The sequence below is a fragment of the Labrys sedimenti genome, assembly GCF_034424805.1.
Taxonomy (GTDB): Bacteria; Pseudomonadota; Alphaproteobacteria; order Rhizobiales; family Labraceae; genus Labrys; species Labrys sedimenti.
In genome coordinates, this window is the sequence record NZ_JAXOUF010000003.1 from 569,644 (window position 1) to 583,935 (window position 14,292).

13 protein-coding genes are annotated in these 14,292 nt (G+C 64.1%); 7 read left to right on the plus strand and 6 right to left on the minus strand.

Annotated elements, in window-relative coordinates; translation table 11 throughout:
• Nucleotides 1–90 precede the first annotated feature (90 nt).
• The 3 genes from U1R88_RS14240 to U1R88_RS14250 form a co-directional block, all read right to left on the minus strand.
• Nucleotides 91–945: a transporter substrate-binding domain-containing protein gene (locus U1R88_RS14240; RefSeq protein WP_322431794.1), complete on the minus strand. Its 855-nt coding sequence runs from the start codon at nucleotides 943–945 to the stop codon at nucleotides 91–93.
• Between the two features lie 170 nt (nucleotides 946–1,115).
• The gene (locus tag U1R88_RS14245; protein ID WP_202908520.1) at nucleotides 1,116–1,973 is read right to left on the minus strand and encodes a transporter substrate-binding domain-containing protein; all 858 of its coding nucleotides are present in this window, start codon (nucleotides 1,971–1,973) and stop codon (nucleotides 1,116–1,118) included.
• A 36-nt stretch (nucleotides 1,974–2,009) separates the two neighbouring features.
• Nucleotides 2,010–3,416, minus strand: coding sequence for a formimidoylglutamate deiminase (locus U1R88_RS14250; protein ID WP_322431795.1), 1,407 nt, complete (start codon nucleotides 3,414–3,416; stop codon nucleotides 2,010–2,012).
• Between the two features lie 112 nt (nucleotides 3,417–3,528).
• On the opposite strand from U1R88_RS14250, the gene hutC reads away from it, so the two are divergent.
• From hutC to U1R88_RS14265, 3 genes are all read left to right on the plus strand, one after another.
• Nucleotides 3,529–4,332 (plus strand): histidine utilization transcriptional repressor HutC, encoded by an 804-nt coding sequence (gene hutC / locus U1R88_RS14255; RefSeq protein WP_322431796.1) that lies wholly within the window; start codon nucleotides 3,529–3,531, stop codon nucleotides 4,330–4,332.
• An 83-nt stretch (nucleotides 4,333–4,415) separates the two neighbouring features.
• Nucleotides 4,416–6,089: a urocanate hydratase gene (hutU, locus tag U1R88_RS14260; RefSeq protein ID WP_322431797.1), complete on the plus strand. Its 1,674-nt coding sequence runs from the start codon at nucleotides 4,416–4,418 to the stop codon at nucleotides 6,087–6,089.
• A gap of 478 nt (nucleotides 6,090–6,567) precedes the next feature.
• Nucleotides 6,568–7,758, plus strand: coding sequence for a porin (locus U1R88_RS14265; protein WP_322431798.1), 1,191 nt, complete (start codon nucleotides 6,568–6,570; stop codon nucleotides 7,756–7,758).
• Nucleotides 7,759–7,857: 99 nt separating this feature from the next.
• Here U1R88_RS14265 and U1R88_RS14270 read toward each other — a convergent pair whose 3' ends face one another.
• A complete protein-coding gene (locus U1R88_RS14270) occupies nucleotides 7,858–9,390 on the minus strand; it encodes an MFS transporter (protein WP_322431799.1) in 1,533 nt (510 codons plus the stop codon).
• A 181-nt stretch (nucleotides 9,391–9,571) separates the two neighbouring features.
• Here U1R88_RS14270 and U1R88_RS14275 point away from each other — a divergent pair, with 181 nt between their 5' ends.
• Nucleotides 9,572–10,462, plus strand: a complete 891-nt coding sequence (locus U1R88_RS14275) for a LysR family transcriptional regulator (protein ID WP_322431800.1) — start codon at nucleotides 9,572–9,574, stop codon at nucleotides 10,460–10,462.
• Between the two features lie 323 nt (nucleotides 10,463–10,785).
• On the plus strand, nucleotides 10,786–11,262 hold the full coding sequence (locus U1R88_RS14280; protein ID WP_322431801.1) for a VOC family protein: 477 nt from the start codon (nucleotides 10,786–10,788) through the stop codon (nucleotides 11,260–11,262).
• Between the two features lie 114 nt (nucleotides 11,263–11,376).
• Here the strand turns inward: U1R88_RS14280 and U1R88_RS14285 are convergent, their stop codons facing one another.
• Nucleotides 11,377–11,712, minus strand: coding sequence for a hypothetical protein (locus U1R88_RS14285; protein WP_322431802.1), 336 nt, complete (start codon nucleotides 11,710–11,712; stop codon nucleotides 11,377–11,379).
• Nucleotides 11,713–11,728: 16 nt separating this feature from the next.
• Here U1R88_RS14285 and U1R88_RS14290 point away from each other — a divergent pair, with 16 nt between their 5' ends.
• A complete protein-coding gene (locus U1R88_RS14290) occupies nucleotides 11,729–12,640 on the plus strand; it encodes a LysR substrate-binding domain-containing protein (protein ID WP_322431803.1) in 912 nt (303 codons plus the stop codon).
• Here U1R88_RS14290 and U1R88_RS14295 read toward each other — a convergent pair.
• Complete coding sequence (locus U1R88_RS14295) at nucleotides 12,619–13,047, minus strand: anthrone oxygenase family protein (protein ID WP_322431804.1); 429 nt, start codon at nucleotides 13,045–13,047, stop codon at nucleotides 12,619–12,621. The genes U1R88_RS14290 and U1R88_RS14295 overlap by 22 nt on opposite strands.
• 50 nt (nucleotides 13,048–13,097) lie before the next feature.
• Between U1R88_RS14295 and U1R88_RS14300 the strand changes: the two genes are divergently transcribed.
• Entirely contained in the window at nucleotides 13,098–13,565 is a 468-nt protein-coding gene (locus tag U1R88_RS14300) for a MarR family winged helix-turn-helix transcriptional regulator (protein ID WP_322431805.1), read from the plus strand.
• Nucleotides 13,566–14,292 lie beyond the last annotated feature (727 nt).

A 14,292-nucleotide genomic window follows, 5' to 3' on the forward strand; every position in this document is an offset into this window, starting at 1 on the left:
CGGCCGCTGCGGTGGCATCGGCCGGGCGGGCAGTGTCGTCCCTTCAGCCCGCGGCCGGACCTGGCCGGCCTGCGGACTGAAGCCGAAGACTTACGAGCCCTTGACGGGGGTCACGTCCAGCTTGAACCATTTCAGGCTGAGCTTCTTGACGGTGCCGTCGGCGATGGCGCTGCCGATCGCCTTGTCCCACATTTCGCGCAGATCGTTGTCCGACTGGCGGAAGGCCGGGCCGATGCCCTCGCCCCAGATCGGGCCGGCAATCTGAGCGCCGACGAGGGTCATCTGCTCATTGCCCGACTTGGCGAAGGCGGAGGTGAAATAGGTGTCGTCGTCGAAGCCGACATCGATGCGCCCGCCCGTGATGTCGAGGTCGCGCTCGCCCGAGGTCTTGTACTCGGTAATGGTAGCGATGTCCTTGAAGTTCTCTTCGACGAATTTGGTGTAGACGGTGGCGGTCTGGATGCCGATGGTCTTGCCCTTCAGGGCTTCACGCATCTTCTCCACCGTGCTCTTGTCATGGCCGGCCTCGCCCGTCAGCGTCACCGTGGTGCCGGTGCCGTCCATCTTGGCGAGATCGCCGGTCTTCAGGCCGGCGAAGCCCGCGGGGGTCTGGGCATAGGGCTGCGAGAAGGCGACCTGCTTCTTGCGGTCGTCGGTGATCGACATCGCGTCCATGATCATGTCGAACTTGCCGCCGTTCAGGCCGGCAATCATGCCGTCCCAGTCCTGGGCGATGAATTTGCACTCGATCTTCATGCGACCGCACAGATCCTTGGCGAGGTCGATCTCGAAACCGTCCATGCTGCCGTCGGGCTTGGTCAGGTTCCAGGGTTCGTAGGCGCCTTCCAGTGCGATCGTGACCGTCTTCCACTCCTTTGCCACAGCCGGCATGGCCGTCAGGGCGGCCAGCGCCAGCAGCGCCGAGGAGAGCAGGTACTTCTTCATCGTCGGTTCCCCTTTGGGTTCTCGCCGCCCGGTTTTCCGGATCGGCTTCATTCTGGATCGCCCTTGCAGTGCCCCAAACGGTCTTATGCCGCTTGCCCGGGGTGCGATCCGGGCGGGACATAGTCTCCGCCCGGATGCCGGCGTGGTCAGCGCTTTCGAACGTGCCCGCCTCAGGACTTGGTCTGAGGCGACATGTCCGTCTTGAACCACTTCATGCTGAGCTTCTTGATCGTGCCGTCGGCAAGGGCTTCGCCGATCGCCTTGTCGAACATGTCACGCAGCTCCGGATCGGATTTGCGGAAGGCCGGGCCGATGCCTTCGCTCCACACCGCGCCGGTGATTTCAGGGCCGGCCAGCATCATTTCCGAGTGATCGGGGCGCGACAGCACCGAGTAATAGAAGGTGACGTCGCCAACGGTGGCGTCGACACGGCCGGCGGAGAGGTCGAGATCCGCCTCACCCACCGTCTTGTATTCGGTGATGGTGGCCACGTCCTTGAAGTTCTTGGCCAGCCATTCGGCATAGTTGGTGGCAACCTGCACGCCGATGGTCTTGCCCTTCACGGCATCGCGCAGGGTGTCGACCGTCGGCTTGTCGTGTGCGGCATCGCCCGTCAGCGTCACGATGGTGCCGGTGCCGGCGAGCTTGGCGAGGTCGTTGGATTTCAGAGTGGCGAAACCGGCACGTTCGCCGGCATAGGGACGCGAGAAGTCGATCTGCTTCTTGCGCTCCTCGGTGATCGACATGCCGTCCATGATCACGTCGAATTTACCGGCATTGAGGCTCGGGATCATGCCGTCCCAGTCCTGGGCGATGAACTTGCACTCGACCTTGATGCGTCCGCAGATATCCTTGGCGAGGTCGATCTCGAAGCCGTCCATGGTGCCGTCGGGCTTGGTCAGGTTCCAGGGCTCATAGGCGCCCTCCAGGCCGATGGTAACGGTCTTCCACTCCTTGGCCTGGACGGCCGGAACGCTCATCAGCGTCGCCAGCGCCAGGATGGCGGTGGAAATGAGGGTCTTCTTCATCATCAATTCCCCTATGTTAACAGCAACCCGCCCGCCTCAATGACGGGCCAGGTTTCTGATCGCGGTCTTGAAGGCCGCATTGATGATGTCGTCCTGGTCGTGACGCCCGTTGCGGATACGCCACTGCCCCTCAACCATGACGTCACGCACCGTACGGTCGCCAAGCGCGAACAGCCAGCGATCGACAATAGCGTTATCCCTAGCGCTGTCCATGAAAGCGTCGTCACCGTCGAGGACGACCAGGCTGGCGAGCTTGCCCGGGGCGATGGCGCCGATGGGCTGGCCGAGGGCCTGGGCGCCGCCGGCGAGGGCCGCGTCGTATATATCGCGTCCGACCGAACGGTGCGGGCCATTGGCGAGCCGGTTGCGCTTTTCGTCGCGCAGGCGCTGTGAATATTCGAGCGTGCGCAGCTCGTCGACCACGCTGGGGGAGACGTGGCTGTCGGTACCGATGCCGAAACGCCCGTTCTGGGCGCGATAGGCGACTGCATCGAAGATGCCGTCGCCAAGATTGGCTTCCGTCGCCGGGCACAGGCCCGCCACGGCGCCGCTCGCCGCGATGCGCTGAAGCTCGGACGGATCGGCATGGGTGGCGTGGATCAGGCACCAGCGTTCGTCCACCGGCATGTGGTCGAACAGCCACTGCATCGGGCGTTTGCCGCTCCAAGCCAGGCTGTCGTCGACTTCCTTCTGCTGCTCGGCGATGTGGATGTGCAGTGGCCCGGGCTTTGACATCACCTTGGGCAGGCTCGCCATCAGCGTGTTCATTTCGTCGGGCGTCGCCGCCCGCAGCGAGTGGAAGGCATAGCCGAGCGTGGCGCCCTGGCCAGCGCAGGCCGGGACGAGTTCGGCCATCAGGCGCTCGAAGCCATCGACATCGTGGATGAAGCGGCGCTGGCCCTCATGCGGAGCGACACCGCCAAAATTGGCATGGGCGTAGAAGACGGGCAGCAGCGTCATGCCGATGCCGCTGGTCCTGGCCGCGGCCAGGATGCGCTTGGACATCTCGGCGCGATCGGCGAAGAGGGCGCCGCTCTTGTCATGATGCAGATAATGGAATTCGGCGATCGAGCCGAAGCCGGCCTTGAGCAGGTCGACATAGAGCCGGGTGGCGATCGCCTCGGCGTCCTCGGGGGTGATCTGGCCGACGGTGCGATACATTTCCTCGCGCCAGGTCCAGAAGCTGTCGCTGCCCGCGCCGGACACTTCCGCAAGGCCGGACATGGCGCGCTGGAAGGCGTGGGAATGCAGGTTGGGCATGGCGGGCAGCACAGGGCCGGCAGCGATCTCGGCGCCATCAGCGGCGACATCGGGGGTCACGGCGCTGATCAGGCCTGAGCCATCGATCTCGATGCGCACATTCCGGGCCCAGCCATCGGGCAGCAGGGCCTGACTGGCGTAAAGGCTGTGGTGGCTCTGGAGTTGTGGGCGGAAATCGGGCATGTTTGTGTACCGACGAGTTCGCAACTTGTATGTATAAGTTTTATACATAATTTTGCGATCGTGGCAAGTGCCGTATGAAGCGGTGAGTCGATTTTTGAGGAATGACGTCGTCATGAGCATGCCGCCGGACAGGAAGCTGGAGCCCGCCATATCGGCCACGCCGCTCTATGCCGAGGTAAAGCAGCACATCCTCGCGCGGGTGCGCAGCGGCGAGTGGCCGCCGGATCATCGTATCCCTTCCGAAAGCGAATTGGTCGAGCAGCTCGGGGTTAGTCGCATGACGGTGAACCGGGCGTTGCGCGAGCTCAGTCTCGAGGGCGTGCTGGTTCGCATGCAGGGCAGGGGATCCTTCGTGGCGGGCGGCAACAGTCATTCGGATGTGTTCGCCGTCACCAATATCGCCGAGGAAATCCGCGCGCGCGGCCATGACTACAGTGCGCAGGTCCTGCTGCTCGACACGCTGAAGGCGACGCCGGATATCGCCGATTTGCTCGAATTGCCGATCGGAAGCCCGGTTTTTCATTCAATTATCGTGCATTGCGACAATGATGTGCCAATCCAGCTCGAAGATCGCTTCGTCAATCCCGCGGTGGCGCCGGGCTATCTCGATCATGATTTCTCCAAGGTGACGCCCAATGAGGTGCTCAGCGCGGTGGTGCCGTGGAGCGAGGCGGAGCATCGCATCGAGGCGGTGCTGCCGCAGGCCTGGGAGTGCAAGCTGCTGGCGATCTCGCGGGCCGATCCCTGCCTGCTGATCCGGCGCCGCACCTTCGCGACCGGATGGGTGGGGGCGCCGGCTCCGGAGGCCGGTGGCGACGAGGAGGCTGTGCAGCATGTCGTCACCGCGGTGCGCCTGCTGCTGCCGGGCGGGCGCTATCGCATCGAGCACAGGCGACATTCCAACCGCGTGGGTTAAATGTTCCGAAGGGCTCGGCGGTCCTTGACAGCGGAGCCGATTTGCTGCTAACTTGTATATACAAGCAACAAGAGGTCATGTACATGCTCAGCAATGCCCGTTTCCGCGATGTCGAGATCCGCGCCCCGCGTGGCACTCAGCTCAATGCCAAGAGCTGGTTGACCGAAGCGCCGCTGCGCATGCTCATGAACAATCTCGATCCCGACGTCGCCGAGAATCCCAAGGAACTGGTGGTCTATGGCGGCATCGGCCGCGCCGCGCGCGACTGGGAATGCTTCGACACCATCGTGCGCGAGTTGAAGAACCTCAACAATGACGAGACGCTGCTGGTGCAGTCCGGCAAGCCGGTCGGCGTGTTCAAGACCCATGCCGATGCCCCGCGCGTCCTCATCGCCAATTCCAACCTGGTGCCGCATTGGGCGACCTGGGAGAAATTCAACCAGCTCGATGCCGAAGGCCTGATGATGTACGGCCAGATGACGGCCGGCTCCTGGATCTATATCGGTTCGCAGGGCATCGTGCAGGGCACCTACGAGACCTTCGTCGAAGCCGGGCGCCAGCATTATGGCGGCGACCTCGCCGGCCGCTGGGTGCTCACCGCCGGTCTCGGCGGCATGGGCGGCGCGCAGCCGCTGGCCGCGACCCTGGCCGGTGCGGTGTCGCTCAACATCGAGTGCCAGCAGCAGAGCATCGATTTCCGCCTGCGCACCCGTTATGTCGACAAGCAGGCCAAGGATCTGGATGATGCGCTCGCGCTCATCAAACACCATTGCGATCGCAAGGAAGCCGTCTCGATCGCTTTGCTCGGCAATGCCGCCGAGATCCTGCCCGAACTGGTGCGCCGCGGCGTCCGCCCGGACATGGTCACCGACCAGACCTCCGCGCATGACCCGCTGAACGGTTACCTGCCTGTTGGCTGGACCTGGGAAGAGTACAAGGAGCGGGCCCGTACCGAGCCGGCCCATGTCATGGCCGAAGCCAAGAAGTCGATGGCCGTGCATGTGCGCGCCATGCTCGACTTCCAGAAGATGGGTGTGCCCACCTTCGACTACGGCAACAACATCCGCCAGATGGCCAAGGAAGTCGGCGTCGACAACGCCTTCGATTTCCCGGGCTTCGTGCCGGCTTATATCCGTCCGTTGTTCTGCCGCGGCATCGGTCCCTTCCGTTGGGCTGCCCTGTCGGGGGATCCCGCCGACATCGCCAAGACCGACGCCAAGGTCAAGGAACTGATCCCGGACGACAAGCACCTGCACAACTGGCTCGACATGGCCGCCGAGCGCATCGCCTTCCAGGGCCTGCCCGCGCGCATCTGCTGGGTCGGCCTCGGGCAGCGCCACCGCCTCGGCCTTGCCTTCAACGAGATGGTGCGCAACGGCGAGCTCTCCGCGCCGGTCGTCATCGGCCGCGACCATCTCGATAGTGGCTCGGTCGCCTCGCCCAACCGCGAGACGGAATCCATGCGTGACGGCTCGGACGCCGTGTCCGACTGGCCACTGCTCAACGCCCTGCTCAACTGCGCCTCGGGTGCGACCTGGGTGTCGCTGCATCATGGCGGCGGTGTCGGCATGGGCTATTCGCAGCATTCGGGCATGGTCATCGTCTGCGATGGCACCGAGGACGCCGACCGGCGCCTCGCCCGCGTGCTGGTCAACGATCCCGGCACCGGCGTGATGCGCCATGCCGATGCCGGCTACGACATCGCCATCGACTGGGCCAAGCAGCAGGGCATGAACCTGCCGATGCTGAACAAGTAAGGCGGCGTGCCGGCTTTGCCCGGCATCCTCTAAAGTACGATCATGACCAACCCCGCGGGGGTGGTCGACAGGCGGGTCTTCGGGCCCGCCTTTTTTCTTGCCCGGATGGAGCGTTTCCGTCGCCGGGCGTCCCACCAAGCGGTGACCTTGGTTTACCGCCCGGTGCAAGGTGGAGTTGCAGTATGTCATTGTTGCAATGTGACTTTTAAGTAACAAGGAGGCTAAAAAGCGGCCATTCTCAGGCAAGCGGCAAGAATTTGTGTTGTCGTCTTGGTTCGATTGGTTCAGATTTGAGCGGTAAATTTTTTAATGTCGTACTTTTGCTTCTGCTACCGATACGATTTTGATCCGGAGATCTTCTGTTTTTTACTAGGTGTCAGATATTTTCTTGGAGGAAATCATGATAAAAAAATCATTTATTTTGGGAACAGTCGCCGGTCTCACCAGTTTTGCGGCCGCCCATGCGGCGGATCTTCCCATGACCAAGGGCGAGGCCGTTGAATATGTGAAAGTCTGCACGGCCTTTGGACCTGGCTTCTTCTATATTCCGGGCAGCGACACCTGCCTGCGCATCGGCAGCGAGTTCCGCATAGACTATCGCGTCTATGGCGGCGGCAAGTTCAATCGCGACGACAATCGCACTGCCTTCAACGCCCAGGCCCGTGTCTGGTTCGATGCCCGCACCGAGACCGAATGGGGCCTGCTGCGCTCCTATTTCCAGATCAATGCGGACAGCAACACCGCCACGCGGATCAACGGGACGGAGCAGCGCAACCGCTTCACCATCGACAAGGCCTTCATCCAGTTCGGTGGCCTGACGGCCGGTTATGCGCATTCCTTCTTCGGCTTCTACGACAATGACTATGGCAACACCATCTTCGGCCCCTATTACGCCCAGTCGAACACGGTGAACCTCATCGCCTACACGGCACAGTTCGGCGGCGGCTTCTCGGCCACCCTGTCGGTCGAAGATGGCCGTGATCACCGCCAGAACGACGTGTTCGCCTATCAGGGCGGCCAGGAGGTGCCGGATGTCGTCGGCGTCCTCCGGCTCGACCAGGAATGGGGTACGGTGGCGCTCCAGGCGGCAGCCCACCAGTTCCGCAGCGCCTCGCGCTATGACAATGGTACGCCGGACGATCCCGCCGATGACGTCGCCCTGCGGCACCAGAACAAATGGGGCTATGCGATCGGCGGCGACGTGCTGATCAAGATCCCGCAGCTCCAGGACGGGCATCTGGTGATCGAAGGCCAGTATGCCGATGGCGCGCTGGACTATCTCGGCGCCGACAACCTCTATGCCCTCCGCTCGCAGGACTTCTATTACCGCAATGGGTTTTCGCGGCTCGAAGCCGGCAAGGGCTGGTCTGTTACGGCGGAGCTGGGCGGCAATTTCACGCCGCAATGGGGCTTCAACATCGTGCCGAGCTATATCGACACCCGCTATGACGGCGCCGGCAGCAATGGCCAGGACCTGAAGGCCAAGGAATATGCCATCACCGGCAACCTGACCTACATGATCGTCAAAGGCCTCTCCGTGACGGGCGAGGTCTCCTACATCCGCTCGGAGTTCGATCGCGAACTCGGTACCGAGACCTTCTCCGATGCCAAGCCGAAGGAGAAGCTCAATTCGGTGGTCGGCGGCATCCGCATCAAGCGGATGTTCTGAGGGCATTGCCGCAAATCGACGCCGGCTCGGTATATGAGAAAAGGGGGTTCTGCGGCCCCCTTTTCCTTGGTCGTCAGGCTGGTTGCCGGTGTGTGGCGTTCAGCCGTTCGCCGAGGCGCAGACCGCCTCTACCGGGACGTCGTCCCGAGGTATTTCCCGGCGCCCGAGGAAGACGAAGACCACGACGGCGGTGACCACGGTGATGGCGGCAAGCAGCAGGAGCAGCGTGGCGAAAGCCTCGCCATAAGCCTGAATCAGCACTGGGCGGGCCAACTGCGGCAGTGCGCCGGCCGCGCCGGCAATGTCGCCCGTCACCAGCTTCTGAGCCCCTTCCCGGGCGTGTTCGCCGGCAAGGTGGCCCGATGTCAGGCCCGAGAGCACGGCGCTGACGATGGCAAGCGCCACGCCCTCACCGGCTACGCGCACCGTAGAGAAGATGCCGGTCGCCATGCCGGCCCGCTCGCTCGGCACCACGGAGACTGCCAGGCCGTCCATCAGGCCCCAGGGCAGGCTGATGCCGACGCCGATCACGGCCATGGGCAAGAGCATGGCGTTGACGTCGCCGCCGACGGGGATGAAGCTCAGCCAGGCCAGTCCAACTGCTGAGACCAGCAGGCCGAGACCGCAGATCAGGGCCGGTGCGATCCAGCGCGAAAGCCAGCCGGCCAGGAGCGGCAGAACCAGCAGCGGGGCGGACAGGGCCATCATCATCAGGCCGGCGGTCACCCCGCCGACACCCTCGATGCCGACGAGACGGATCGGCAGCAGGATCAGCAGCACCACGAAGGCATAGGCGGGCGCGGCCGCCAGCAATTGCACGCCGACGAAGCGGCCGTAGCGGAACAGGCTGAGGTCGAGCATCGGGCGGGGTGAGTTGAGCTCGATGCGTACGAACAGTGCCATCAGGGCGAGAGCGCCGAGGAGCAGGGCGACGACGAGCGGGTCGTTCCAGCCGCTTTCGGGGGCTTGCAGGACGCCATAGGTGAACAGGGTCAAGGCGAGGGTGAAGCTGGTCGCGCCCGCCCAATCCAGTCCGCGAGCCTGGGGATCGCGGGATTCCCTGAGCGCGATGATGCCGATGACGAAGGAGGCCGATGTCAGCGCGACGACCGCCAGGAAGATGCTGGGCCAGCCGAAGGTCGCGCTCATCAGGCCAGAACTGATCGGGCCGAAGGACAGGCCGGCGCCGAAGCTGGCGCCGACCACGCTGAAGGCCCGCATGCGTGCGCCGCCGGAAAATTCCTGCGCCAGCGCCGCCATGCCGCCGGCGAAGGCCGCGGCAGCGGCAAGCCCCTGCAGAGCGCGCAGCAGGTCGAAGATCAGGATGGAGTGCGCGCCCACCAGGGCGAGCGAGGCCAGGGCGAAACCGGCGACGCCGGTGAGGAAGATCCGCTTGCGGCCGAAGCTGTCCGACAGGGCGCCGGCGGCCATCAGGGCGCTGCCGAAGGTCAGCATGAAGGCGTTGGTCACCCAGTTCAGGGCGACCGGACTGCCGCCCAGTGTCTCGGCGATGGCGGTCAGTGCCACCGCCGGTCCGGTGAAGGTGAGGGGCATGGCGATGGCGGCGAGGCAGACGGAGAGCAGGATGAGCGCCTTGCGGGCCGCGCTCGGAGCCAAGGTTGGGTCTGTCATGAAATCGATGCTCAAAAGACGGTGGCAGGTCGCCGGCCCGATCCAGGGCGCCCCGCGTGGAGGTTTGCCTGGTGAAAATGGCCCGACCCGTTGCGAGCAATCTATTCTTGCCTCATTATTGGAGAAATAGGGGCTATGTTCCGAAGATAACGGAATGAAATTCCGGAATGGCGGAGAGACTATGGACAGGAGCGGCAATCTCACCGCCTTCGTGCGCACGGCTGATCTCGGCAGCTTCGCCGCGGCCGGACGGGTGCTCGGCCTTTCGGCCTCGGCCGTCGGCAAGGCCGTCGCCAAGCTGGAGCAGGATCTCGGCGTCCGCTTGTTCCAGCGCACCACCCGCACCATCCGTCTCACCGAGGAGGGGCGCCTGTTCCACGAGCGCTGCCGCCGCATCCTCGACGATCTCGACGATGCCTGGGCCATCGTGGCGGGTTCGCGCGATGCGCCGCGTGGCAGGCTGCGGGTTTCGACGCCGGTCGTCACCTACCACATCCTCATGCCCCTGATGCCGGAGTTCACCGCGCTCTATCCCGAGATCGAGCTCGATTTCGATTTCAACGACCGGCTGGTCGACCTGGTGGAGGAAGGCGTCGATATTGCCGTCCGCAGCGGCGAGCTCCCGGATTCCCGCCTGATGTCACGCGTGTTCTGTTCCTTCCGGCAGATGCTGTTCGCTTCGCCGGCCTATCTGGAGCGTCACGGCACGCCGCTGAGGCTGCGCGATCTCGATGACCATCTTGCCATCCGCTACCGCTTCCTCAACAGCGGCAGGATGCTGGAATGGCCCTTGATCCTGCGGCCGGACGAGCCGGAGCCGCGCCCGCGCACCATCTTTACCTGCAACAACATGGAAGCCATGCGGGGCGCCACGCTGGGCGGCCTCGGCATCGGCGTCATGCCGGACTTCCTGGTGCACGATGCCGTGGCGGCCGGAACGCTGCGGACCGTGCTGCCCGATCACGTGGGTGGGCCGCGCAATTTCAACATGATATGGCCGTCCAACCGGCATCTTTCGCCGAAAGTCCGTGTCTTCGTGGACTTCATGCAGGCCCGGCTCAGCAGCATGTAAGGGACCGTTCAAGAATAAGCGCACTGTCTTTCCCGGCCGAGCTTCTCGTGAGCGAAGGGAGATAGGGCAAGGTATCCTCACAAGCTTTGCTTGTGAGTGGAATCCAGGGGCTGAGGATAGGATTTACGGCCCCTGGATCCCCTTCCCGCCGCCTGCGGCGGCGCCGGGGATGACAATCGATCAGAGCGCCTATTCTTGAACTGTCCCTAAACATTAAATTCGCAGCCGAGATGCATGGCCAAATTTGACGGTCTTGTCGGATCGGCAGGTCTTCCTTCGTCCTTGGGGCATCAGGCCGCGATGAGGCCTCGGAGGAGAACGTCATGTCCAAGATTTCGCCGTGCCTGTGGTTTGCGGGAGAGGCCGAGGAGGCCGCCAATTTCTATGTGTCGCTGCTGCCGGATTCACGCATCGACCATGTGCAGCGCAACGTTGCCGATGGCCCGGGCGGCAAAGCCGGCAGCGTGCTGATGGTCCGCTTCACCCTCGCCGGCGAGAGCTATCTCGCCCTCAATGGCGGCGAAAAATGCGACTATAACCATGCCGTTTCCTTCCATATCGACTGCGCCGACCAGGCCGAGATCGACCGGTTGTGGGGGGCGCTGGGCGAAAAGGGCGAGTTGATCCATTGCGGCTGGCTCAAGGACCGCTATGGCGTGCACTGGCAGATCGTGCCCTCGATCCTGCCCACGCTGCTCGCCGATCCCGATCAGGCCAGGGCGCAGCGCGTGATGGCCGCCGTGCTCGGGGCGATCAAGTTCGACATCGCGGCGCTGCAGAAGGCGTATGACGGGGTGTAATAGCAGGCCGCCTCCTGGGATCGCCAGCATCCGGCTGGCTCTTGGAGGGCTAGCGGGCGCGAGCGAAGAGAGCCAGCCGGATGCTGGCGATCCCAGGGCTTCCTCGATATCTGGTTAGCGGGCGGCGATCGCCGTTTCCTGTATGGGCCGGCGAGGCGCCGTTCTGTCCGCGGCCGCCCTGCCTGGATTGCAGACGAGCACGCCCGCGTCATGCCCGGCGGCCGGTGGCGGTTCCAGCGGCAGGTCGGCCAGGTCCCGCAGGGACATCGCCTGCAGGCTGGGATGATCGAGCGGTTCCAGGCTGCGGCCCGATACCAGCCGAAGGTTAGTCCAGCGCTCCTTAAGGGTCTTGAGTATCCTGACGGTCAGCATGGCTGAAATATCCCTGAAATCGTGCGGCTGAATCTCCGGCAAACGGGGCAGGAAAGGAATGGAGTTCTGCGCGGGCATGCTATAGAAAAACTATATGGACAGTCTGCTGCGATATCAGCTCGGTGCCCTCAGGGCGGTCGAGGCTGCGGGGCGTCTCGGCTCGATGGCGAAGGCCGCCGAGGAGCTCGGCGTCACCGTGGGCGCCGTCAGCCAGCAGGTGCTCAAGGCCGAGCAGCGCTTGGGACGGCCGATCTTCACGCGCGGGCCGAAGGGGCTGGTGCCGACACCGCTCGGCCAGTCCCTGCTCGCGGGCCTCAGCCGTGGTTTCCGGGAGATCTCCCAAGCTCTGACCGCGGCCGAAGCCCGGTCCGAGCATGTGCTGACGGTAACGGTCGCGCCGGTTCTCGCTGCCAAATGGCTGGTGCCGCGCCTGCATCGCTTCCATGAGGCGAATCCGGGCCTGCAATTGCGCATCGATGCCTCGATCGAGCGTGTGGATTTCGATACCTCGGACGTCGATGTCGGCGTGCGCGTCGGTGCGGGACCCTGGCCGGGCGTAAGGGCGGATTACCTGATGGATCAGAGCCTGTTTCCGCTGTGCTCGCCCGCGCTTGCGGCCGGCATTCGGGAGATCGAGGATCTGGTGCGGCTTCCCGCCATCATCGACTATAACTCCCCGGAAAGCTGGCCGATCTGGCTGGCCGCCTATGGCAAGGCGGACCTGCCGCTCGCGGCTGGCCCCGCCTTTTCGGATGCGGCGCTCTGTCTCGATGCCGCGATCGCCGGCCAGGGCGTGTCGATCGGCTGGCAGACCCTGGCCCAGGACGCGCTGCGCGACGGGCGGCTGGTCTCGCCTTTCCCGCGCCCGATTCAGACCGGCCTAGCCTATTGGCTGGTGAGCTCGGCACGCCGCAAGCCTTCAGCCAAGGTAAAGGCCTTCGACACCTGGTTGCGCGCCGAGTTGGCCGATGTCGGCGCCGGGCCTCACAGCGAGGCGGCAAGATAGGCCAGCGTCGCCGCCGCGCCGAGGGCGGTGCGGACGGCGTGCAGCCCGCCCCAACGCCGGACAAGCAGGCGCGTCCGCGCCCCTGCCTCATGGTTCGGCGTTGCCTCCAGGAGCCGGTTGGTCGGCATGATGCCCAGCAGGGTATAGGGCCAGTTCGCCAGGATCAGCATCGCGCCGACCAGCCAGAGCCAGCCGCCGGCGAGCCAGGCGGCCGCGATGCCGGCAAGGCCGGAGAGGACGGCGAGGCTGGCCTGCATGGCAAAGCCGCGCGCATAGCTGGGCTTCCATTGCGCCAGCAGGGAGGCGTCGTCGAGGCTGAGCCGCGCCGGCTGTTCGGCGACATTGATATAAAGGGCCGCCCCGGTGAAGGCGGCTGCGAGGACGAGCGCGATCTGGCCAATCAGCATGGGGCAACTCCAATTTGACAACATGTTGTCAAATTGGATATATATTGTCAATGAACGAATCGAACCCCGCTTTGGCCGGCGAAGGCGTCACGGCCCTAATCCTCGAGGTGTTCCGCCTGAATGGCCGCCTGCTTGCGGCCGGCGACCGGCTGGTGTCAGGAGTGGGGTTGAGCAGTGCGCGCTGGCAGGTCCTCGGCGCCGTCGCGTTGGCCGGCGCGCCGCGGCCCGTGGCCCATCTTGCCCGTTCCATGGGCCTCAACCGCCAGGGCGTGCAGCGTATCGTCAACGAATTGGCGCAAGAGGGCATTCTCGACTTCCGCGACAACCCCCATCATCGCCGGGCCAGGCTGGTGGCGATGACGGCCAGGGGAAAGGCTGCCTATGAGGCGGCGAACCGGCTGCAGAAGCCCTGGGTGGACGCCCTTGCGCAGGGATTGGCGGCTGAGGATGTGGAGGCCTGCCTGCGCCTGATAAGTACGCTGCGCTGTCGGCTGGAGGCGGAAGCCGATCCGGAGTAGCGGAAGGGGCGGGACGGCGACGAGAAGTGGCAGGCATCCGATGTCCGTTTTCGGACGATCCCCGACTTTTCAGACCGGTGGCTTGCGCCTAATCAAGATGAAAGCCCTGCCGGCATTCGCCGGAATGAAAACCGGAACGCTGCGGCGACGAGGAATGGCGAAACATATGCTCTACCATTGAGCTACGGGCCCATAGGGCGTCTCGTCGGTTATGGTTTTGGGTTTGACGGGAGCGATTTTGGCCGAGGAGAAGGAGGGGGAGGACGCAAGCCTTACGGCTTGCTACGAAACCCGACGTGCTCATCGGCCAAAAGCGTCCCGCCGCAAAGCGGTGAGGTGAAAAATGGCCATCTGCAGTGTCGCTTCGCTTGCCAAGACGAAAGTCTTGGCAGCGCTCGCTCCTCCCATCTCGCCATTTTTGACCTCATCAAACTTCGAACCATAACCGACGAGACGACCTATGGTGGACCCGACGGGACTCGAACCCGCATCACTTGGGGAATAGCCATGTAGTTCCGCCGGCATTCGCCGCAACGTTCCAAATCAGGCCGGGCAGGAGCGGCGACGAAAGGGATGAAACCTCTTCACCCGCGCGGCGCCTGTCGGCCTGGCGCAAGGTTCCGGATTCGAACCAGGAGGACCATGTAGTTCCATCGGCATTCGCCGCTCTGCTCGGTGTCGTCAAAGGGCCACGGCGACGAGGATGATGAGAAATGGGCTCCCGATA